Origin of the sequence: Kineococcus mangrovi, from assembly GCF_041320705.1 — a bacterium.
Classification (GTDB): Bacteria; Actinomycetota; Actinomycetes; order Actinomycetales; family Kineococcaceae; genus Kineococcus; species Kineococcus mangrovi.
Genome location: NZ_JBGGTQ010000002.1, coordinates 570,487 through 593,146, shown reverse-complemented (window position 1 = coordinate 593,146; position 22,660 = coordinate 570,487). Strand labels below are relative to the sequence as shown.

15 protein-coding genes are annotated in these 22,660 nt (G+C 71.1%); 8 read left to right on the top strand and 7 right to left on the bottom strand.

Annotation, left to right across the window (positions count from 1 at the left end):
- The first annotated feature begins 163 nt into the window (after positions 1-163).
- On the top strand, positions 164-1,249 hold the full coding sequence (locus AB2L28_RS05925) for a zinc-binding dehydrogenase (protein ID WP_370717800.1): 1,086 nt from the start codon (positions 164-166) through the stop codon (positions 1,247-1,249).
- A gap of 189 nt (positions 1,250-1,438) precedes the next feature.
- On the opposite strand, the gene AB2L28_RS05920 is transcribed toward AB2L28_RS05925, so the two are convergent.
- Positions 1,439-2,389, bottom strand: a complete 951-nt coding sequence (locus AB2L28_RS05920; RefSeq protein ID WP_370717799.1) for an MBL fold metallo-hydrolase — start codon at positions 2,387-2,389, stop codon at positions 1,439-1,441.
- Positions 2,390-2,572: 183 nt separating this feature from the next.
- On the bottom strand, positions 2,573-4,144 hold the full coding sequence (locus AB2L28_RS05915) for an FAD-binding oxidoreductase (RefSeq protein WP_370717798.1): 1,572 nt from the start codon (positions 4,142-4,144) through the stop codon (positions 2,573-2,575).
- A gap of 111 nt (positions 4,145-4,255) precedes the next feature.
- On the opposite strand from AB2L28_RS05915, the gene clpB reads away from it, so the two are divergent.
- From clpB to AB2L28_RS05900, 3 genes are all read left to right on the top strand, one after another.
- Complete coding sequence (gene clpB / locus AB2L28_RS05910; RefSeq protein WP_370717797.1) at positions 4,256-6,901, top strand: ATP-dependent chaperone ClpB; 2,646 nt, start codon at positions 4,256-4,258, stop codon at positions 6,899-6,901.
- Positions 6,902-7,015: 114 nt separating this feature from the next.
- Positions 7,016-7,342 (top strand): hypothetical protein, encoded by a 327-nt coding sequence (locus AB2L28_RS05905; RefSeq protein ID WP_370717796.1) that lies wholly within the window; start codon positions 7,016-7,018, stop codon positions 7,340-7,342.
- Positions 7,342-8,376, top strand: a complete 1,035-nt coding sequence (locus AB2L28_RS05900) for a hypothetical protein (protein WP_370717795.1) — start codon at positions 7,342-7,344, stop codon at positions 8,374-8,376. The genes AB2L28_RS05905 and AB2L28_RS05900 overlap by 1 nt, the downstream gene beginning before the upstream one ends.
- Here the strand turns inward: AB2L28_RS05900 and AB2L28_RS05895 are convergent, their stop codons facing one another.
- The 5 genes from AB2L28_RS05895 to AB2L28_RS05875 form a co-directional block, all read right to left on the bottom strand.
- Positions 8,377-11,577 carry a type I restriction endonuclease subunit R gene (locus tag AB2L28_RS05895; RefSeq protein ID WP_370717794.1) on the bottom strand — a complete coding sequence of 1,067 codons (3,201 nt, stop codon included), beginning with the start codon at positions 11,575-11,577 and terminating at the stop codon, positions 8,377-8,379. It lies immediately after the preceding gene.
- Entirely contained in the window at positions 11,574-13,304 is a 1,731-nt protein-coding gene (locus AB2L28_RS05890; RefSeq protein ID WP_370717793.1) for an ATP-binding protein, read from the bottom strand. Before AB2L28_RS05890 ends, AB2L28_RS05895 begins: the two co-directional genes overlap by 4 nt.
- 89 nt (positions 13,305-13,393) lie before the next feature.
- Positions 13,394-14,623, bottom strand: coding sequence for a restriction endonuclease subunit S (locus AB2L28_RS05885; RefSeq protein ID WP_370717792.1), 1,230 nt, complete (start codon positions 14,621-14,623; stop codon positions 13,394-13,396).
- Entirely contained in the window at positions 14,620-16,242 is a 1,623-nt protein-coding gene (locus AB2L28_RS05880) for a type I restriction-modification system subunit M (protein ID WP_370717791.1), read from the bottom strand. The genes AB2L28_RS05885 and AB2L28_RS05880 overlap by 4 nt, the downstream gene beginning before the upstream one ends.
- Positions 16,243-16,244: 2 nt before the next feature.
- Positions 16,245-18,224: a hypothetical protein gene (locus AB2L28_RS05875; protein WP_370717790.1), complete on the bottom strand. Its 1,980-nt coding sequence runs from the start codon at positions 18,222-18,224 to the stop codon at positions 16,245-16,247.
- Between the two features lie 259 nt (positions 18,225-18,483).
- Here AB2L28_RS05875 and AB2L28_RS05870 point away from each other — a divergent pair, with 259 nt between their 5' ends.
- The 4 genes from AB2L28_RS05870 to AB2L28_RS05855 are packed head-to-tail and all read left to right on the top strand — an operon-like array spanning position 18,484 to position 22,645.
- Positions 18,484-19,323: a hypothetical protein gene (locus AB2L28_RS05870; protein ID WP_370717789.1), complete on the top strand. Its 840-nt coding sequence runs from the start codon at positions 18,484-18,486 to the stop codon at positions 19,321-19,323.
- A 37-nt stretch (positions 19,324-19,360) separates the two neighbouring features.
- Positions 19,361-20,092 (top strand): DUF1889 family protein, encoded by a 732-nt coding sequence (locus tag AB2L28_RS05865; RefSeq protein ID WP_370717788.1) that lies wholly within the window; start codon positions 19,361-19,363, stop codon positions 20,090-20,092.
- Positions 20,093-20,135: 43 nt separating this feature from the next.
- A complete protein-coding gene (locus AB2L28_RS05860; RefSeq protein ID WP_370717787.1) occupies positions 20,136-21,008 on the top strand; it encodes a phosphotransferase in 873 nt (290 codons plus the stop codon).
- 17 nt (positions 21,009-21,025) lie between these two features.
- Positions 21,026-22,645 carry a peptide chain release factor 3 gene (locus AB2L28_RS05855; protein ID WP_370717786.1) on the top strand — a complete coding sequence of 540 codons (1,620 nt, stop codon included), beginning with the start codon at positions 21,026-21,028 and terminating at the stop codon, positions 22,643-22,645.
- Positions 22,646-22,660: the final 15 nt, after the last annotated feature.

Genomic DNA, 22,660 nt, shown 5'->3' with positions numbered 1-22,660 from the left:
TCCGTGGGCGGTGGCCTCTGGGTCCCGCGGCCTGGCTGCGGGGGCGCCTGGCCCGAGCGCAGGTGCACGGGTGCGTCGGGGACCGGTGCGCGTCCGCCGTACCGTCGTACCCGACCGAGGACGGTGCCCGGCGGTGCCGGGCGGACCTGCGAGGGAGCAGAACATGACGGGCACGATGCAGGCGGTCGTGGTGCACGGCCCCGAGGACTACCGGCTGGAGCAGATCCCGGTGCCCGAGGCCGGTCCGGGCGAGGCGTTGCTGAGGGTCGAGGCGGTGGGGATCTGCGCCAGCGACCTGAAGTGCTACCACGGGGCGGCGAAGTTCTGGGGGGACGAGAACCGCCCCGCGTGGACGGAGACGGGTGTCGTGCCCGGTCACGAGTTCACCGGGCGCATCGAGGCGATCGACGAGGAGGCCGCTGCCCGGTGGGGCGTGCAGGTCGGTGACCGCGTCGTGGCCGAGCAGATCGTGCCGTGCTGGGAGTGCCGCTACTGCACCCGCGGCGATTACCACATGTGCCAGCCGCACGACATGTTCGGTTTCAAGCGCCGTACTCCCGGGGCGATGGCGGAGTACCTGGTCCTGCCGAAGGAGGCCCTGGTGCACAAGGCCCCCTCGCACCTGCCGCCGTGGCAGGTGGCGTACGCCGAACCGCTGTCCTGCGCGCTGCACGCCGTGGAGCGGGCCGGGATCCGGTTCGACGACACGGTGGTCGTCGCCGGGTGCGGGCCGATCGGCCTGGGCATGATCGCCGGGGCGGCGGCGAAGTTCCCGCAGCGGATCATCGCGCTGGACGCGTTGCCGCAGAAGCTGGAACTGGCGAAGAAGTGCGGTGCCGACGTGACGCTGAACATCACCGAGGTCGACGTCGTCGAGGAGGTGAAGAAGCTCACCGGCGGGTACGGCGCCGACGTCTACATCGAGGGGACCGGGCACCCGTCGGCCGTCGCGCAGGGGTTGAACCTGCTGCGCAAGCTGGGCACGTTCGTCGAGTACTCCGTGTTCAAGGACCCGGTGTCGGTGGACTGGTCGATCATCTCCGACGACAAGGAGCTGAACGTCCTGGGCGCGCACCTGGGGCAGAACACGTGGCCGGCGGCGTTGAAGCTCATCGAGTCGGGCCGGCTGCCGCTGGAGGAGATCTGCTCGCACCAGTTGCCGTTGTCGGAGTTCCAGCGCGGTCTGGACCTGGTCGCGGACTCGGCGAACTCGGTGAAGGTGTCGCTCGTCCCCGACCGGGCGGTGTGAGGCGGGCGACTGCCACGTGACCGCGGGCGGTGCCACGGCGGACCCCGTGGCACCGCCCGCACGCGGTCGGCGGGCGTGCTCAGACGCGGTCGGCGTCGTCCGCGACTTCCTCCTCCGGACGGGGTGGCACCTCCTCGTCGGTCTCCAGCTCGGGGACCGGCGGGTCGTCGGGGTCGAACGGCGGCTGACTCATGCGGCGACGCTACTGCGGCCGGCGCGCGGCGGCACCGGGACGACGTCGAGGTCCCGCACGACCCGCACGGTGGTCCGCCCGCCGACCGCGGCCACGGCGGCCCGCGCCTCCTCCTCCAGCTCCGCCCCGTCGTAGCGGGCCGAGACGTGGGTGAGGACCAGCGACCGGACGCCCGCGCGGGCCGCCGTCTCGCCGGCCTGCCGGGCGGTGAGGTGGCCTCGGGAGAGGGCGAGGTGCGCGTCGCGCTCGGCGAACGTGCACTCCAGCACGGCGAGGTCGGCGTCGCGGACGACCTCGGCGACCGCCGGGCACAGCCGGGTGTCCATGACGAACGCGAACACCTGCCCCCGGCGGCGGGTGCTGACGTCCTCCAGGCGCACACCGCGCAGTTCCCCCTCGCGCTGCAGGCGGCCGACGTCGGGCCCGGCGACGCCGGCCGCGGCCAGGGCCTCGCGGGAGAACGTCACGTGCTCGGGTTCGGCGAGGCGGTACCCCAGGGCGGGGACCCGGTGGTCCAGGGCCCGCGCGGTGAGGGCGGACCCGGCGACGTCCGCGACGGGAACGGGATCGCCGACGGCGGGGTGGCCCTGCACCGTCACCCGCACGTTCGCCTGCGCGACGACCGCGAGGCCGCGTAGGTGCTCGAACGCGTCCTGCGGGCCGTGCACCGTCACCTCGCGCCCGGGCCGGTCCTGCGCCATCCGGTTCAGCACCCCCGGCACCCCGAGGCAGTGGTCGTTGTGCCGGTGGGTGACGCAGATCCGTTCGATGCGCGGGGAGGAGACACCCGCGTGCAGCATCTGCCGCTGGATCCCCTCGCCCGGGTCGAAGAGGACGGACGTGCCGTCCCAGCGCAGGAGGTAGCCGTTGTGGTTGCGTTCCCGCGTGGGGACGGCACCCGCGGTGCCGAGGACGACGAGTTCACGCGGTCCGCTGCCCAGGCTCACGCAGGTCAGTCTCCCCGCCGCCGCGGGTTCCGCTCAGCGGGGACGGGTGCCGCGCCCAGGACACCAGAACCCCAGCACCCCAGAACCCCAGCACCCCGGGACCGCGGCCGAGGGCTCCGCGGGACGTCCCCGGGGGGCAGGAGCGGGTCGGTCGACCTCCCGGGCCGCGCGGCCCGGTGGGCGTCAGGTCCTGATCCCGCCGGGGAACGCGAAGAGCCCGTCGGGGTCCACCCCGGCCGCGACCTGCTGCAACCGCGCGCGGTTCGGTCCCCAGCAGGCCTGCGCCCGGTCCGGCAGGTCGGGGTCGGCGTAGTTCACGTACGCCGACCCTCCCGCCCACGGGCGCAACGCCTCCCGGGTCCCCGCGACGACGGCGTCGAACGGGGCCGGGTCGTCGGAGTCCCCGCCGCCCGTCCACGTCGCGGTGTGCTGCACGGTGGCCAGGGCCGTGCGCCACGGGAACGCCGTCGCGTCGGGGGCGACGTCGGCCACCGCGCCGCCGAGGGCGTCGAACGACATCCCGGCCTCGACCGCGCCCGGTGGCGGCGAGATCTGCTGCACCGCCGCCTGCGCCGCGTCCAGGCCGGCCTGCGGGAGCGCCTCCGGGAGCATCGAGCTGGTCGCCGCGAACGGCTGCCGGTGCTCGGCGTCGAGAGCGCGTGCGGTGCAGGTGTCCGCGTCCAGACCGGAGCAGCCCGCCTCGTAGGACATGGCCTCGGGGTAGGCCAGGCGCCGCCCCGACCGCGCCGCCGGGGCCGGCAGGCCGGCGAGCAGGCCCGACAGGTCCGGGGCGCCGCCGCCCGTCCACGTCCCGGACACCTGGACCCGGTCGCCGTCGCCGGGGTTGCGCAGCAGCTTGCAGGTGGACCACAGCTCGCGCGGGGCGTCGGCCTGCCAGCGCTGCCAGGCGGCGAGGACGTCCGCACCCGCCGACAGGGGCCAGCGCACGAAGAACACCGCCACCTCCGGCGCCGGGCGCAGCGCGAACGTCCACGAGGTGACGGCCGCGATGCCGCCACCGCCGCCGCGCAGGGCCCAGAACAGGTCCGCGTCGTCCCCGTCGGTGCTGTCGACGCCGACGGTGCGGGTGCGGCCGTCGGCGGTGACGACGTCGATCGCGCTCACCTGGTCGCAGGTCAGGCCGAAGGAGCGCGCGAGCACGCCGACGCCGCCGCCGAGGGTGAGACCGCTGAGGCCCACGGTCGGGCACGATCCGGAGCCGACGGCGAACCCCGCCGCCCCGACCGCCGCGTAGACGTCGATGAGGCGGGCCCCGGCGCCGATGCGCGCCGTGCGGGCCTCGCGGTCCACCTCGACCGCGGCCATCGGGGACAGGTCGGCGACCAGGCCGTCGCCCGCGGACCAGCCGCCGTAGGAGTGCCCGCCGTTCCGCAGCCGCAGCCCGGCCCCCTGGTCGGCGGCGAAGCGGACGCAGGCGGCGACGTCGTCGGCCGTCTCGCAGTGCGCGACCGCCTGCGGGGCGGGGGAGAAGCGCGGGTTGTAGAGCAGGGACCGGGCGTCGAACCCGTCGTCGTAGCCGTTCGCGCCGCGCAGGCTGACGCCGCCGGAGACGCGCAGCGAGCCCCAGGACGGGCTGCTCGACGGGGTGGGTGCCGCTGTCGCGGGGCTGGACGGGGCACCGCTCGCGGGGGGAGCGCCGGGGGAGCCGGAGGTGCACCCCGCGGTCGCGAGGGCGAGGCCGCCCGCGAGCAGGGCCCGGCGGGTCGGGCGGGCGGTCGAGGGGGACGGGTCCATCCGACCACTGTGCTCCCCGGGTGACCGACTCGTCAGAGTTGAGCGGAACAAGCTCAAGTCTGGCAGAGTTGTCACCAGTGTCGTCAGTCCACCCCCGTCCGGAGGTAGTCCGTGGACCTCAAGCTCACCACCCGCGCCCAGGAGGCGCTGGCCGACGCGGTCGGTCGCGCCACCTCCGCCGGTCACGCCCAGGTCGAACCGCTGCACGTCCTCGCCGCCCTGCTCGGGCAGGAGGGCGGCGTCGCCGGGCACCTGCTCGCCGCCGTCGGCGCCGACCAGGCCCTGGTCGTCCGCCGCGTCGACGGGGCCCTGGCCTCGCTGCCGAGCGCCTCGGGCACCAACGTCAGCCAGCCGCAACTGTCCCGCCCCGCCCTGGCGCTCATGCAGGCCGCCGGCGACGAGGCCCGCGCCCTGGACGACGCCTACGTCTCCACCGAGCACCTCCTGCTCGGCGCGGCCGCCTCGACGTCCGCCGCCGGGGAGGCGCTGCGCGCCGTCGGCGCCACCCGCGACGCCCTGCTCGACGCCCTCCCGTCCGTCCGCGGCGGCGCCAAGGTCACCTCACCGGACCCCGAAGGCACCTACCAGGCGCTGGAGAAGTACGGCGTCGACCTCACCGAGCAGGCCCGGCAGGGCCGCCTCGACCCGGTCATCGGCCGCGACGCCGAGATCCGCCGCGTCGTGCAGGTGCTGTCCCGCCGCACCAAGAACAACCCCGTCCTCATCGGGGAGGCCGGCGTCGGCAAGACCGCCGTCGTCGAGGGGCTGGCCCAGCGGATCGTCGCCGGCGACGTCCCGGAGTCGCTGCGCGGCAAGCGGCTCATCTCCCTCGACATCGCCTCCATGGTCGCCGGCGCGAAGTACCGCGGGGAGTTCGAGGAACGCCTCAAGGCCGTCCTCGCCGAGATCCAGGGCTCCGAGGGGCAGGTCGTCACCTTCATCGACGAACTGCACACCGTCGTCGGCGCGGGCGCCGGTGAGGGCGCGATGGACGCCGGGAACATGCTCAAGCCCATGCTCGCCCGCGGACAGCTCCGCCTCGTCGGCGCGACCACCCTCGACGAGTACCGCGAGCGCATCGAGAAGGACCCCGCCCTCGAACGCCGGTTCCAGCAGGTCTTCGTCGGCGAACCCTCCGTCCCCGACACCATCGGCATCCTGCGCGGGCTGCGCGAACGGTACGAGGCCCACCACAAGGTCGCCATCTCCGACGCCGCCCTCGTCGCCGCCGCCTCCCTGTCCGACCGGTACATCCCCGGCCGGCAGCTGCCGGACAAGGCCATCGACCTCGTCGACGAGGCCGCGTCCCGGCTGCGCATGGAGATCGACTCCTCGCCCGTCGAGATCGACGAGCTCCGCCGCGCCGTGGACCGGATGAGGATGGAGGAACTCGCCCTCGGCAAGGAGGACGACGCCGCCAGCCGCGAACGCCTCGACGCGCTGCGCCAGAACCTCGCCGACAAGCAGGAGCAGCTCACCGCGCTCACCGCGCGCTGGGAGCAGGAGAAGGCCGGCCTGAACCGCGTCGGCGACCTCAAGCACCAGGTCGACGAACTGCGCTCGCAGGCCGAACGCCTCCAGCGCGAGGGCGACCTCGGCGCCGCCAGTGAGATCCTCTACGGCAAGATCCCCGCCCTGGAAGCCGAACTCGCCCAGGCCCAGGCCGCCGAGCAGGACGTCGCGTCCACGACCGGCGGCACCGGCCCGATGGTCGCCGACGAGGTCGGACCCGACGACATCGCCGAGGTCATCGCCGGCTGGACCGGCATCCCCGCCGGCCGGCTGCTGGAGGGCGAGACCGAGAAGCTGCTGCGCATGGAGGAGTTCCTCGGTGCCCGGCTCATCGGCCAGACCGCTGCGGTGCAGGCGGTCTCGGACGCCGTGCGGCGCTCGCGGGCCGGGGTCAACGACCCCGACCGCCCGACCGGCTCGTTCCTGTTCCTCGGCCCCACCGGCGTCGGGAAGACCGAGCTGGCCAAGGCGCTCGCCGACTTCCTCTTCGACGACGAGCGCGCCACGGTCCGCATCGACATGAGCGAGTACTCCGAGAAGCACGCCGTCGCCCGTCTCGTCGGTGCCCCTCCGGGGTACGTCGGGTACGAGGAGGGCGGCCAGCTCACCGAGGCCGTCCGGCGCCGGCCCTACTCCGTCGTGCTGCTCGACGAGGTGGAGAAGGCGCACCCGGAGGTGTTCGACATCCTCCTGCAGGTCCTCGACGACGGCCGCCTCACCGACGGCCAGGGCCGCACGGTGGACTTCCGCAACGTCATCCTCGTGCTCACCTCGAACCTGGGGTCGCAGTTCCTCGTCGACCCGGAACTGTCGCAGGCCACCAAGCACGACGCCGTCATGAGCGCGGTCCGGGCGAACTTCAAGCCGGAGTTCCTCAACCGGCTCGACGACGTCGTGGTGTTCGACCCGCTGTCGACGCAGGAGCTGTCCCGGATCGTGGAGATCCAGGTGCAGAAGATGGCCGGCCGCCTCGCCGACCGCCGCCTCGTCCTGGACGTGAGCGACGCCGCGAAGGACTGGCTGGCGATCACCGGCTACGACCCCGCCTACGGGGCCCGGCCGCTGCGCCGGCTCGTGCAGCGCGAGATCGGCGACCGGCTCGCCCGCGCGATCCTGTCCGGGGAGGTCCGCGACGGCGACACCGTCGAGGTGGACGTCGCCCGCGGCAGCTTCGACCTCGACGACCCCGCGTCGGGTTCGGCCGGGCTCGTGGTGCGGCGGGCGGAGGACGCCGTCTCGATCTGACCCGCGAGAGCAGCGCGCAACCCGCCGCACCTCGTGTGTGGCGGGGCGCTGTGGTGTCGGACCCCTGCCGCGGGCGGCGACCCACCTGGCAGTGGTGCGTGGTTGAATCCCGCTGTGGAGGAGTGGATCCGTTGCCCGTCGGAGAACGCGTCACTGCAGGAGCTGGATTCCTTCGGGGTGTCGTTCAACGCGTACGAACGCATCGCTGATTCGCCCGAGCGTCTCCTCCAGGTCGTCAGGCCTGTCGTGCGGGCATTGGATGCCGACAAGCCCATCCCGTCGTGGGCGCAGGTCGACCTGCTCCGCGCTGCGCTCTTCTACGTCCACCGCCGCGGCCATTGGCAGGGGCCGTCTCCCCAGCTCGAGCGGCACTTCCGCCGTCTTGTCGAACGCATCGGCGAATTGACGCGTGGACAGCCCCTCCGCAGGGACACCTTCTGATGACTGCACTTCGTGATGCAGTAGACGGTCGGTCCGCGGCGGACCGACTTGAAGAGGCGCTCTCTGAGCTGCGTCGTACGGCGACGTGGGCCGAACGCGTCCCGGACGAGGAGTTTTGGCGTCGCCCTGACGGTGAGTGGCAGATGACGATGCCGCCGGAGGACTACGCGTGCGCACCGATCTTCCGGTGGACGGGGGACTTGCAGAAGCTCGTGGAGGAGGCGTACCGCGAGGGTGCCACCATCCCCGCGGGCGCTCACGTCGACGTGTCGTGGCCACCTTCGGGGTACCTCACGAACGACGGTCACTGCACCGTCATCGATGCTGAGGACGAGGACGACCTGTTCGCTGAGCCGGAGATGCAGGTCGACCCCGCCGTGTGGTCTTGGTCGGTCGACGTGACCGTGGAACGCTTCGAGGTCTACCCCGACGGGACGGTCGGCAACTGCGAGGACGAGAGGGAGTCCTGGTCCCTCGGCACCACCACGATGGATCCGCGCGAGGTCGAGTACACCATGAACGCGGAGTGGTTCCGCGACGGTGACGACTCGGACGGCGAGAAAGAGGCGGCTGAGCCGGCGGTTCCGACCCCACAACACCTGTCGCGGTACGCCGCCCTCGACGACGACACCGAGGAGATCATCCTCTGGGTCGCAGCGAGACGACCTCACGCACCGGCGGTACTCGCCGGCTCAGAGGCGAGGCCCACTCTCGCCGACCACGCCCAGAACCTCCTTGGCGGGCTGTCTGCCGTGGAGGTCCTGAGGCGCTGTGCGGGGGAGGTGCACCGCATCATCATGTTGCCGAACGATCAGCAGGATCTCCCGGTCCTCCTCCTACCGCTCCCCGTCGCCCCCACGGGGCGTGTGCTGGGGCACTCCCTCCATCGACCGGGGTGCGGAGCAGACCAGGGAGCCGGAGAACGAAGCACGTGGACGGAGGTGTCGACTGGCCCAGCTTCTGTCTCCCTGCTCTGGGGCGACTGCCTGCGCGGAGAGCCGTGCCGCCCGGACGACTGGCTCCCCGCGCACTGATCAAGCAGCGGCCAACCGCGGCGCCATCGCCTCCATCTGCTCGATCACCAAGCGCACCGCATCCTTCTGCTTGTCCGGCGGGTAGTCGTACTTGACGAGCAGGCGCTTGATGGAGGAGCGGAGCTTGGCCCGCACGTCCTCGCGCACGGTCCAGTCGGTCTTGGCGTCCCGCTGCACGATCGCGACGAGCTCACGGGCGATCTGCGCCAGGACCCCCTCGCCCTGCACCTCCACCGCGGACTCGTTGCTGGCGACGGCGTCGTAGAAGGCGAGCTGGTCCTCGTCGAGGGGAGGGGAGAACCGCTGACCGCGACTGGCCTCGGCGGACACCTCCTTCGCCATCGCGATGAGCTCGGCGATGATCTGCGCTGAGCTCAGCTGCTGGTTGGTGTACTTCTGGATGAGGTCGGTGAGGCGGTCGGAGAACGCGCGCTGGCGCAGGAGGTTGTGCCGGCTCACCTTCGCCCCTTCTTCCTGGACGAGCTTGCGCAGGGCCTCGATGGCCAGGTGCGGGTTCTGCGCCTGCTGGGCCTGGTGGGCGTAGTCCGGGGTGAGGTCCTGCAGCGAAGGGCGGGGGATGCCGGCCGCCTGGTAGATGTCGAGCACCTCGCCCGACACGACGGTCTCGGCGAGCAGCCGGTTGAGGGCGACCTGCACGTCCTCGGGGATGGGCCGGCCGTCGGCTTGGCGTTCTTCGGCGTCGAACTTCGCCATCCACACGCGGACCTCCTCGTAGAAGGCGATCTCGTCGCGTCGGTCCGCGAGGCGGTCGCTGCCCCCGGCGAGGGCCCAGTAGCGGCTGAGGCTGCTGGTGGCTTCGCGGAAGCGGGTACCGAGGTCCTTCTCGCCGTCCTCGACCTGGTTGCCGGGAGTCCCGGGGCTCCGCAGCCAGTTCACCGTCCGGGTGATCTTCTTCAGGCTGGCGCGGTGGACAGTGTCGTCGGTCGGCTGCCAGCCCTCGGCGCCGAGCATCGCCCGCAGCTGGTCCAGGAGTTGCTCGACGAGGTCGGCGGCTTCCTCGGTGGTCTTGCCGACGGGTTTGGCCGCGCGGTCGGTGGCGGTGTACTCCGCGAGGGCACGCTGCAGGTTGCCCTCGATGGGCGCGTAGGCGACGAGGAGACCGTCCTCCTTGCCCCGGAAGGTGCGGTTGACCCGGGCCAGGGTCTGCATGAGCAGCGCACCCTTGAGGGGGCGGTCGAGGTAGAGGGTGTGCAACGGGGGTGCGTCGAACCCGGTGAGCATCATGTTCTGGACGAGCACGATCTCCAGCTCGTCGTCGGGGTCCTTGAGCCGCTTCTTCACGACCTCGTTGGCGGAGTCGCGGCGCACGTGGTCGGAGACGGGCGGCTTGTCGGTGGCGTCGCCGGAGTAGACGACTTTGATGCGGCCGCTCTCCAGGGCGTCGGTGTGCCAGTCGGGGCGCAGTTCGACGATCGCGGTGTACAGGCGCGCGCAGATCTCTCGCGTCGCGCACACGATCATCGCCTTGCCGGGAACCGCGGGCGTCTCCGGAGTGCCCAGCGGTGCGGACATGGCGGCGCGGCGCGTCTCCCAGTGCGCGACCACGTCGGCGGCGAGGGTGGCGAGGCGGGCGGGCGCGCCGTAGACGGCGTTGAGGACGGCGACGCCACGTTCGATGCGGTCGCGTTCGACGTCGTCGAGCCCTGCGGTGGCCGCGTCGGCGGCGGCGTCGAGGACGTCGTCCGTGACGTCCTCGGGGGTCTGGACCTTGATGAGGCGGCCTTCGAAGTACACCGGGACGGTCGCGCCGTCCTCGACGGCGCGGGTGAGGTCGTATATGTCGATGTAGTCGCCGAAGACGTCCTGGGTATCGCGCTCGGTCTCCGAGATGGGGGTGCCGGTGAACGCGATGCGGGTGGCGCGGGGCAGGGCGTCGGCGAGGTGCCGCGCGTACCCGTCGAGGTCGTCGTAGTGGCTGCGGTGGGCCTCGTCGACGACGATGACGATGTTGGAGCGGTCGCTGAGCAGGGGGTGAACCGTCCCGGCGCGCTTCTCGTCGGGGCTGAGACCGAACTTCTGCAGCGTGGTGAAGTAGATACCCCCCGAGACGCGGCCGGTGAGTTCAGCCCGCAGGTCGGCCCGGCGCAGCACCTGCTGGGGCCGCTCGGGTAGCAGGGTGCTGCGCTCGAAGGCCTGGAAGAGCTGACCGTCGAGCTCGGTGCGGTCGGTGATGACGACGATGGTGGGGTTGCGCAGTGCCGGGTGGCGGACGACGCGGTTCGCGTAGAGCTCCATCTCCATGGACTTGCCCGAGCCCTGGGTGTGCCAGACGACGCCGGCCTTGCCGTTGCTGCCCACGGCCTGGACGGTGGCGGCGAGGGCTCGTGTGACGGCGAAGTACTGGTGGGGCTTGGCGATGCGTTTAAGCAGCCCGGCGTCGCCTTCGTCGAAGGCGACGTAGTGCTGGAGGATCTTCAAGAACCGGTCCTGGTTGAACAGGCCGTGGAACGGGACGTCGAGCGGGGTGCTGCCGAGCTCGTCCGTTCGGGTGTCGCCGAGCCGGACAGGCCTGCCGTCGTCGTCGACGTTCCAGGGGGCGAAGTGGTTCAGGGACGTGAAGGGCGTGCCGTAGCGGGTGCTGATGCCGTCGGTGGCGACGACGAAGACCGCGAAGCGGAATGCGAGGGGGAACTCGCGCACGTAGGTCTGCAGTTGGGCGTGGGCGGAGGCGACGTCGGCGTGCAGGGTGCCGGCGTTCTTCAGCTCGACCACGACGACGGGCAGGCCGTTGAGGTAGAGGACGACGTCGAAGCGGCGTTCGTGGTCCCCGGACACGATCGTCACCTGGTTTGCGACGAGCCAGTCGTTCTCGTGGGGCTGAGAGCCCACCAGGCGCAGGGTGGGGGTCTGCTCCTGGCCGTCCTGGTCCACGTAGGTGATGCCCCGGTACCCCTCGGTGAGGAACCGGTGCACCCGGTAGTTCTCGGCGCGGTCGTCCTGGGACTGCGGGGTGGTGATCTCAGTGATGGCCTGGTCCACGTACTGCCGGGCGACATCCGGGTTCAGCTGGATCATCGCCGCGCGCAGGCGCCCACGGAGCAGGAGCTCGTTCCAGCTCTCGCGTTCCCCGGACCCAGGGGCGATCTCCGGGCCGGTGGTCGCGTTCCAGAAGAGGTCGCCGAGGACCTCCTTGGCCATCTGCTCCCAGTCGGCTTCGGACGGGCGGCTGGACGGGCTCATCGGCGGTCTCCTCCGGTGTCGCCGACCCATCGGTAGCGGCGTTTGGGGCTGGTGCGGGCTCCCTCGGGAACGACCTGGCCGCGGGCGACGAGGGCGTTGACGTGGGTGTTGACGGTGGGCCGGCTGAAGCCGGTGGCGTCGAGGAGCTGCTGGGTGGTCGCCTCGCCGAGGGACCGCAGCGCTGAGGCGACCCGATCCTCGGTGTCCGAGGTATCGGTCGGGAGGCTCGGTGGCTGGGGAGCGAGCGTCAGGTCGGTAGGTGCGGTGAGGCGGTAGCGGGCGTACCGGCGGCCTCCTTCCTTCACGGCGAGGCCGGCGGTCACCAGGTCGCGCAGGACCTGCCCGGCTTCGACCCGGTTGGCGCCCCACTCGCGCAGGACGCTGTTGGTGACCGGGCCGGTGCGCAGCATCGCGAGCGCCACCTCGTGCCGTGGGCTGGGCAAACGCCCTGCCACGGCGGCGATCCATCGCCGCACGTCCGGCCCGAGGAGCTGGGAGCGGTCCATGGTGACGGTGAAGCTGAGGATGCTGCTGTCGAAAACGGGCCGAGGCAGACCGTTGTCCCGGGCCAGGTCGATCATCGTCGGCACCCCGGTGTGCCGGTTCTCCGCGATGAGTTCGTCGGAGTGGGGCAGGTACGTGTCGGACAGCAGGCTGGCGAGGACGGCGTTGCGGGAGGACGAGGCGCGGTTCTGCCCGAGGTCGTCGGTGGTGAGCCCGCCGTACAGGCCCCCGGGGCTGCGGACGACGAGCCGGTCGGGGAAGAGGTCGACCTGGACCTGCGTCCCGCGGGTCAGGGGGCTGTAGTCGCGGTGCAGCACCGCGTTGACGATGGCCTCGCGGACGGATCCCAGGGGGAATTCGAGCTGATCGCGGCGGCCGGTGCCGGTCATGACGGCGCGGGCGGCGAGGTTGCGCCGCAGCACGGCGAGGGACTCACTGACGAGGTCGGGGATGGGGCCGCGGACGGTGACGTTGTCGAGGAACCGGGTCTCACCCCGTTCTGGTGGGTGGACGACGACGGACACCATGAGCTGCGGGAAGAGGCGCTGCGGGTAGTCCCCGAAGGTGAGCAGCCCGGCGAGAGTGAGAGGGGAGTCCGGCCGCCGCTCGGCGAGGACGCCGATGTTGTGCAGGACCACCGTGTCGTTAGACCGGCGCAGCCGTGGCGACCCTGCCCGGACCCGCTCCAGGGTACGGCGCACGAGGTCCTGGTCGAGGTCCTCGGTGCTGGTGCCGGGGACGGGTTCCTGGTCGTAGGTGGGCTGGGTGCGGGAGGCGTAGAGGAGCCCGATCTCCCCCTCGCTCATCCGCCGATCGCCGTCCCCGGTACGCAGGTACGCGCCGGTGGTCATGCCCTTGGAGGTGACGTAAGCGGGGCGCTGGTCGGCGGGCAGGTCCGGCACCTGGCCGAGGAGCACGAGCCGCCCCTCCACCTCGACGATGTCCGTGGACACCGTGAGGGGAGGGGTGATCGTGTCCCGGGCGAGGGCGACGAGGTTGTCGCGGTACCGGGCGACGTCAGGCAGGTCGACGACCTGGAAACCGGCGTCCTCGTCCACCCCGACGAGGACCGTGCCGCCGTCGGTGTTGGCGAAGGCGACGAGCGTCTCCTTCAGCGAACCGGGGAAGCCGCCGGCGCCGCTCTTGACCTCGACGGTCTCCGGTTCGCCGCCGATCCGACGCAGGACGTCGAGCAGCTCGGCGACGTCCACGGGCTCGGGCATAGCGACCTCCTCGGGTGGGCTACTTGCTTATCAAGCTTCCGACAGGCTTGCCAAGTAGTTCTCAAGACGACTTGTAAGTTCGGCAGGTGTCAGGTGGCGTCCTCGACGAGCTTCTCCGCATCGCGGACGCGCAGGCGGCCGGACGTCAAGGCGGGTAGCAAGGTGTCACGCAAGGCGGCGAGAACGGTGTTCTCATCTGCATAGCTTCGAAGCAGCGCGGATGTGGGTGCTGCTCGGCGACCAAAAGTGGCCATGGCGTCGCGGCCCACGATGCTGAGGGGGTAGTCGGCGAGGTCCTTGGCGGACAGGCGCTGGCGACCCGATGATCCCACCATCTGCTGTATGGCAAAGGCTGTGAAACGGGGGCTTTTCGCCAGGAAGTATGAGAGCTCAAGCGGAAAATCTGCTTTGGAGCGCATAACAATGTACTCCGTGGAACCCACGCCGACGTTTCCGTCTGGCAGGAAGTTGACATACCCGCACTTGCCATTCTCGAGGCATGGCGTGATGCGTGCTAGTAGCGTGTCGCCGTTGATGAAGCGCGCACCTCCAGTAGGGGGTCTCTCTGACCATTCGGTCACTACCATGCCATCATTGGGCAGGCTGGCCATGTCGAGGTAGACCGCCGGACCCTGATGCGGTTTTGGTCGGGGCGGATTAAGGTCGAAGATTTCACTTACCACCCACTCGTTTGCGGCTGGCTCACTATCCAAGCCTAGTGACCGAAATTGAGAGGAAAGCACTGATTCGGCAACTGTGGCAGCGTGCTGATTAGAAACGATCTTGTCGTCGAGTGCACCCAGAACGTCCGCGATCGCGTGCTGGGTGCGTGGCTCCGGGATATCTAGGGGAACGCTTCCGAGAATGCTTGTATTGAGATTCGCCATGGTCGCCCCCACTGCGTGGCGAACAATCCACTCCCTCACGTTTGCAGTGCCCAGCAGGTAAGAAATGAATCGATTATCGTGTGGTGAGTGGTCGCCTAGGCGAACTCGCAAGCAACCCGTCCCGCAGAGCCACCCCGCGCTATCCGACCGAACGAGCGCTCGCCGTTCAACGTCGCCTCGACGCGAATAGATGATGTCCCCTTCGGTCAGTCTGTACTTGCTGAGCCGATCGGCATCTTGCTGTGAAACCCGAGCAATGTTCGCTTCGACGACACGGTTGTCCCCGATGTTTACAGGCATGACCACCGGAATGCCTTCGACTGTGTAGTCACTTGCGTGCAATTGGCTACCAAATGGGCCTGTTTGGATGCCGCCGCCACCTTCCTCACACAGATTGCCGAGAGTGGTCGCGCGCCCAAAGGTTTCAGTCATCCCAGTTTCTCCAGCTGCTCCCGCACCGAGGCCTCCAAGCGCGCCGACGTCTCAAACTGCGCGAGTAGCTCCTCCGTCAGTCGCTCGATCTTCTCCTCCAGCGGCTGGCCGTCCTCCCCCACATTGGCGGATCCCACGTATCGCCCCGGCGTCAGTGCATAGCCCGAAGCCTTGATCTCCGCGAGCGTCGCCGACCTGCAAAATCCCGGTACGTCCTCGTAAGTCAGCCCCTTTTTCGAAGCCGACGGGGTGCCCCGCCAAGCATGGAAGGTGCCAGCGATGCAAGCGAGGTCATCGTCCGACAGCGCTCGCTCCGTGCGGTCCACCATGTGCCCCAGCTCGCGGGCATCGATGAACAGCACCTGCCCGCGCCGGTCGACCGACCCGCGAGCGCCCGGTGCCTTGTCCTTGGCGAAGAACCACACGCACACCGGGATCCCGGTGGAACGGAACAGCTGCGTCGGCAGCGTCACCATGCAGGAGACGAGGTCGGCCTCGACGAGGCGGGCGCGGATCTCGCCTTCGCCGCCGCTGTTGGAGGACATCGACCCGTTGGCCATGACGACGCCGGCGGAGCCGCCGGGGGCGAGCTTGGACAGGATGTGCTGGATCCACGCGTAGTTCGCGTTCGTCGCTGGGGGCGTGCCGAACCGCCAGCGCCGGTCCTCAGGGTCACGGGTCCACGCTTTGACGTTGAACGGAGGGTTCGCCATCGCGTAGTCGACCTGGAGGTCGGGGTGGACGTCGCGGGCGAAAGTGTCTTGCCAGGACGGGCCGAGGTCGCCGCCGAGGCCGTGGACGGCGAGGTTCATCTTCGCCATCCGCCAGGTGCGCTCGTTGAACTCCTGCCCGTAGACGGCGATGGCCTGAGGGTCCTTGGCGTGCCGCTCGAGGAACTTCTCCGTCTGGACGAACATGCCGCCGGAGCCGCAACACGGGTCGTACACCCGGCCGCTGTACGGCTCCAGCACCTCCACTAGCACCCGCACCACGCCGGGGGGTGTGTAGAACTCCCCGCCGCGCTTGCCCTCGGCGGCGGCGAACTTCCCGAGGAAGTACTCGTACACCTCACCGAGCAGGTCGCGAGCCTTCGAGGCGCCCTCGCCGCGGAAACGCGCGTTGGAGAACAGGTCCACGAGTTCGCCGAGGCGGCGCTGGTCGACGCTGTCCTTGTTGAAACCGGACGGTAGCGTTCCCCGCAGGGTCGGGTTCGAAGCCATGACGTGGGTGTTGGCCTCGTCGACGAGGGTGCCGATCGTTTTGGCCGGCTGATCACCCGACGCGGGCAGCCCCTTGGCGTTCTCGGCGAGGTAGGACCAGCGCGCGGTCTGCGGGATCCAGAAGACGCCGTGACCGGTGTACTCGTCGGCGTCGTTGAGCAGGCCCTCGACCTGGTCTTCCCGCAGGTCGTCGGCGAGCAGTTCCGCCCGGAGCTGGTCGCGGCGCTCGTCGAAGGCGTCGGAGATGTACTTGAGGAACACCAGGCCCAGGACGACGTCCTTGTACTGCGAGGCGTCCATGGAGCCGCGGAGCTTGTCCGCGGCCTTCCAGAGCGTGTCCTTGAGCTCCTTCATCGTAGTGGGAGCGGCCGGTGCCGCGGCGCGTTTCCTCGGGGGCATGATCAGCCTTCCTGGTCGTCGGTCGGTTCGTCGGGTTCAGCGGGGAAGCGCACTGCGCGGGTCGTGGTCGCCTCCAGCATCTCGGCGGTCAGGGCGTCCGCTGCGGCCAGGCGCGTCGCGAGGTCGTCCCGCACGGCGCGGACTTCCCGCAGCGCTCGCTCCAGGTGTGGCCCCTGCCCGTCGGGGACCACCGGGACGGTCCACGACCGCCACGGCCCCCGCCCGGGACCGGCACGGACGGCCTGCGCTACCACCTCCGGCCCCAGCCAGCCTGACGCCGCTTCCCCGATACGCAGTACCCGGGCCGGGAACCGCACGGCCGACAGGCCCTCCCGGTCCACGACCGCGCCCACCGCAGGGGAGGTGCAGAAGACGACGTCGCCCGGGGCGGTGAACTGCACTGCCGGGACGGCGGCGACCAGCGCGAGTCGGTCCACCCGCCGCGGTGCCGTGGCGTCGCCGATCAGGTCGGCCGGGGACAGCACGCGGGTGCTGCCCCCGGGGAGCGCGACGTCCGGGAAACGGGTGCCGCTGAGGACGTGGACCGTCCCGTCGGCGACGAGGTCGCCCAGCCGGACCCGGGTCGCGACCTGCGGCTCACCGTGGTCCACCGTCAACGTCAGCGCGGGGAGGGGGCGGGTGAGGCGCTCCGTGAGCGCATCGAGGCGCAGGGCCTCGGCGGCCGCGGGGTTCACCGCGAACCGGGCGCTGCTCCGGGCTCCCCGCAGCAGGTCGTCGAGAGGGGCCACGTCCTGACGGCGGACCGGCCGCAGGAACCGGTAGGCCCGCCCCTGCAGGGGGTCGAGGTGGTCGATCACGGCCAGCACGTCGGACACCAGGTCGAACGTGACGTCCGGGGCCAGTGTGGACGCGCTGAGGTCCGCGAGCCCGACGCTGTCGTGCGGTTCGGCGTCGAGAACCCACAGCGCGAGGGACTGGCGGGGACGGACCGTCCACGACCCCGCCGGCAGACGGACGACGGCGCGGACACGACCGGTACGCAGAGCCGCCGCGCGGTGGTCGTGGACCGCAGCTCCGGGAGCCGCGTCGCACAGCGCACTCGCCGGCCCCACGACCACGGCGCGCTGACCGCCGGTGAGACCCACCGTCAAAGCGCGCACCGCCTCCGCGATCTCCACGTCCGTCGTCGCCGGGCGGTACGGGGTGGGGAACTGCGCCACCAGGACAGCGTTCCCGGGCAGCGCGGTGCCGTCGTGATCGGCGGCAAACCAGCCCATCGCCGCCGACCGGCGCCGCAGCGACCGCAACGACTCCCCGTTCCCCGTCGGCACCAGGACCCGAGGTGGCTCGACATCGCCCCGCCGGGCCGCCAGGTGAGCCAGGAGGTCGTCACTGCCGGACGCGTCGCACAAGACCGGATCGGCGCTGCGCTGCAGCAGCTCCTCGACCACCGAGGCCACCAGGTCCAGGAGCGGACCCCCGAACGCCGTCGACACGTGGTCCCCGAGCCCCAGCCGGTACCGGGCGGCGTACAGGGACGTGACCGCGCGCACCGGCGTCCTGGCTGCCTCGACGACGGCGTCCACGACCCCGCTGACGCCGACCACCCGCCGGCCCAGCGCCTCGACCTCCCGGCGCAGGAAACGGTCCGCCCGGTCATGCTCCGCGGCGGCTTCCAGCAGCTCCTCCTCGTCCTGCCCGAGAGATCCACCCACGCAGGCGCGCAGTGCCAGGAGCGCCGTCACGGCGGGAAAATGGTCGCGCGTCGAAGTGCCGCCGGTCAGCGCGAAGAGCGCCACGTCGAGAGCGGCGTCAGGGTTGTTGCCCAACGAGCGTTCCCGCAGCCAGTCCGCGACCTCATTCGCTCGAAACAGGTCGCGGCCACCGTCCTGGCGGGCGATCGGGGGGAAGTCGGAGTAACGGCGCTGCCACACCGACACCACGGGGCGACTGACGCCAGTGAGTAGGGCGATGTCCGTGCGACTGAGCAACTCGCCGTCGACACCACCTCGTCCGGTCATGGGGTCACCGTAGTCGATTATGGGAGATGTCTGTGTCGACTTTCTGATAAGGGGGGTTATCGCTAAAGCGACTGGATTGTACGGGCGAACAGGCCACACCATCGTGAGCAACGGAGCGCACCGGGCAGCTCCCGAGATGAGGAGCGTGACACGCATGACGCAGGACTGGTCGGAACTGGGTGTGACCATCGCAGGCGCGGCGATCGGGGTGATCCTCCCCCTCCTGTTCACCCGCAGCGGCGGTGGTGGAGGTCGGAGCGTGGACGGCAGCACCGTCCACGGCGACGTCCACCAAGGCGACGACAACCGCCGTTATAAGGTCCGCATCGACAGACGAACCATCAACAGGATCAACGCGCCGGTGCGGATCGACGTACCCCAGCCCGTGCCCGCCGGCCCGCCGCCGCCTCCGCGTCCCGCCGAGAACACCAGTGACGACGACGCCATGGGCAGGGTCGTCGTCTTCGCCCTCGTCGGCCTGCTCTGCGTCGTCGGCTACATCCGCTACCGGGACGCCGTGATCACCGTCGCGATGTCCGCGCAGCTGTTCGCCTTCTCCGCCGCCGCGATGGCCCTGCTCGTCGCACGGGTGCGGTCCGTGGTCTACAGCACGGGCGTGACGACCCAGCTGCTCCTGGACCTCGTCATGGGTGCCGTTGCCCTCCTGGGGCTGCGTTGGCTCGCCGACCCGCCCTTCGCCGGTTCCGTGGACGTGCAGGCCGTGTTCTCCGGCGGTCAGAGCCTGGGCGCCGCGCAGTTGTTCGAGCAGTTCGGCAGCACTGCCGTCTTCTTCATCCTCTACCAGCTCGGTGGGCTTCTGTTCTCCTGCCTCGCCATGGCGTTCGTCGTCCTGCACGCGATCAAGGTCTACCTCGCCGCCGGCGCCGCCGTCCGTGCTGCGAACGATCCATCCTACGTCCCCGGCTCGTTCCGGCGGTGGATGCTGCGAACCGGCGGCACTCCGTCAGGGTGCTGGTCGGCTGCGATCTTCGCCTCCCTCGTCGGCGCGGTCCTGGTCTCTGGCCTGGGTTACGAGTTGATGGAGCAGCTGCAGTCGATCGGCGAGCGGTGGTTGCCGAGTACGGCGCCCGGCGCGTGAACCCCAAACCAGTAACCCGATCCAGGAGGAGAACGCTGTGTTCAGCAGGAACACTGACTGGCCCACGGCCATCGCCGCAGACGACGGGGAGGGTGTGGAAGCAGCGATCGACTGGTGCTTGGAGCACCTCGGTGACGGCGAGACGCTCACCGTGTGGACACACCTGAAGTCCAACCTCGCGAACAACACTGCTCTCGATCAGCTCGTCGCGCGGTACTCCAACGTCCAGCACGTCACCCGGAGAGGTGGCGTCGGTCTACGACGACGAGGTCCAGTGCTCATGGCGTGGGCCGACATGGACGACATCGCCGACCTGCTGCGCTTCGGGTCCCACCACGTGACGGCGCTCGCCGTCCTCAGCTGGGACGACGAGGCGGTGCGGCCCTGGGCGGCGGCTGCGAAGCCAGTCGTTCTCGGTAACCCCTCCTCGTGGACGGACCTCGTCGTGGAGTTGGACCCGGTGGTCGTCGAAGCGCTCGACGACCTGACGGGGTTCATCAACCACAACAACACGATCAGCGGTGGGCACGAGAAGGAGCACGTCGTCTCCACGCTGTTCGCCCTGTACGACGCCGGGTTCCAGCTCGCCCCGAAGGCGATGCAGGGGTGGGTACTTGCACACGGTTGGGCGGGGGACAACCCCCTTCAGCTCGCCACCGACGCGAAAGACATCGGCCGAGGCCGACGCCCGCGGGCCCGCCAGGTGCTTCGAGCCGACTACATCGAGCAGCTGCGCCGACAGGTGGAAGATCGCGATCCTCGACCCTGAAACGGGTGGACCACGCCCGTCCGGCTCCGCGAGTCTGGTGGGCGTGAGCACGTCCGCAGCCGTCGCCTCCGGAGGCAACCGCGTCCGCTGGCCGGACCTGCCCACCGCCGTCCACGCCGCCGTCGCCGAGGTGCTCGGCGCGCCCGTCACGCGCGCCGCCTCCCAGCCCGGGGGTTTCTCGCCCGGGTCGGCCGACCGCGTCGAGACGGCCGCCGGGGCCCGCGCCTTCGTCAAGGCCGTGAGCCCGGCGCAGAACGAGCACACGCCCGCGCTGCACGCCCGCGAGGCGCGCATCGCCGCCCGTCTGCCCGCGGGCGTCCCGGCCCCGCGGTTGCTCGGCGCCCGCGAGGTGGGGGACTGGCAGGTCCTCGTCCTGGAGGACGTGCCCGGCCGGCACCCGGCCCTGCCGTGGCGGGCGGACGAGCTGGCCCTCGTCGTCGCGGCCCTGGAGGCGCTCGCCACCGTCGGCACGCCCTGCCCCGTCCCGGACCTGCCGACCGCGCGGGAGTCGCTGGCGTGCGAGCTGCCCGCCGACGCGCTGGCGCACCTCGACGGGGACTCGCTCGTCCACCTCGACCTGCGAGCGGACAACCTGCTCCTCGCCGGCGGCCGGGCCGTCCTGGTCGACTGGCCCCACGCCTGCCGCGGGCCGGCGTGGCTGGACCTGCTGGCGCTGCTGTTCGAGGTGGACCGGCTGGGTGGTGAGGACCTCGCCGAGGACACGCTGCGGACCTCCCCGCTGACCCGGGACGTCGACCCCGACGTGCTGACGGTCGTCCTGACGGGCTTCGCCGCCTTCTTCCTGACGCGCGCCGCGGAGCCGGACCCGCCCGGGCTGCCGACCCTGCGCGCCTTCCAGCGTGCCCAGGGGCAGGCGCTGGAGCGGTGGGTCGCGCGGCGGACCCGGCACGGCTGAGCGCGGGGGAGAATGGGGTGGTGACCACCCTGCCCTCCGACCAGCTGACCGACGTCCCCGCCGAGCAGGTGGCCGCCGAGTCCGCCCGCCGCCGCACCATCGCCGTCATCAGCCACCCGGACGCCGGGAAGTCGACGCTCACCGAGGCCCTCGCCCTGCACGCGAAGGCGTTGCGCGAGGCCGGTCACGTCCACGGCAAGGCCGGTCGCGCCGGGGTCGTCACCGACTGGCAGGACATGGAGAAGCAGCGCGGGATCTCCATCAGCTCCGCCGTCCTGCAGCTGGACCACCGCGACACGGTCGTCAACGTCGTGGACACCCCCGGGCACGCCGACTTCTCCGAGGACACCTACCGCGCGCTCACGGCCGTCGACGCCGTGATCATGCTCATCGACGCGGCCCGCGGCATGGAGGTCCAGACCCGCAAGCTGTTCGGCGTCTGCAAGCAGCGCGGGCTGCCCGTCGTCACCGTCGTCAACAAGTGGGACCGGCCCGGCCAGGAGGCGCTCGCCCTGCTCGACGAGGTCGAGTCCGTGACCGGTCTGCGACCCACCCCGGTGACGTGGCCTGTCGGCATCGCGGGTGACTTCCGGGGGCTGCTCGAACGCTCCACCGGCGGGTACGTGAAGTACACGAAGGCCCCCGGCGGGGCGACCCTCGCCGTCGAGGAACGCATGGACGCCGCGGGCGCCGAGGCCGCCGAGGGCGACGCGTGGCGGCAGGCCGTCGACGAGCACGAGCTGCTCGCCGCGACCGGCGCCGACCACGACGAGGAGGAGTTCCTCGGGTTCCGCACGACGCCGGTGTTCTTCACCGCCGCCGTCGCGAACACCGGGGTCGGGCAGGTCCTCGACGCCCTCGTCGACATCGCCCCCTCCCCGCGCGACCAGCGCGACGTCGCCGGGGAGGTCCACCCCGTCACGAGCCGGTTCACCGCGCAGGTGTTCAAGACGCAGACGGGCATGAACCCCGCCCACCGCGACCGCCTCGCGTTCGCGCGCATCCACTCCGGGGTGTTCCACCGCGGCATGACCGTCCGCGACGACCGCAGCGGCCGGCCCATGGTCCTCAAGCACGTCCAGACGGTGTTCGGGTCCGACCGCTCCACCGTCGACGTCGCCTGGCCCGGGGACGTCATCGGCCTCGTCAACGCCCGGCACGTCAACGTCGGGGACACGTTGTCCGAGAACGGCCGCACCGCTTACCCGCCGCTGCCGGTGTTCGCCCCCGAGCACTTCCGCACCGTCCGCCCCAAGGACCTCGGGTCGGGCAAGCAGTTCCGCCAGGGGTTGCGCGAACTCGACGCCGAGGGCGTCGTCCGCGTCCTCACCTCCGACTCCCGCGGCGACGGGGAACCCGTGCTGTCCGCCGTCGGCGCGCTGCAGTTCGACGTCGTGCAGTACCGCATGACCCACGAGTTCCGCTCGCCCGTCCTGTTCACCGAACTGCCGTTCACGACGGCGCGGATCATCGAGGCCAAGGACGCCCCGCTGCTGCGGTCGCACCGCGGCTGCGAGGTCGTGCAGAACGCCGAGGGGCGGGTGTTCGCGCTGTTCACCGACGAGTGGCGGGTGCGCAGCTTCGAGCGCGACAACCCGGACGTGAAGCTCGAGGAGCTCGTCGCGACGAGCGACTGACACCGACGGCGGCCC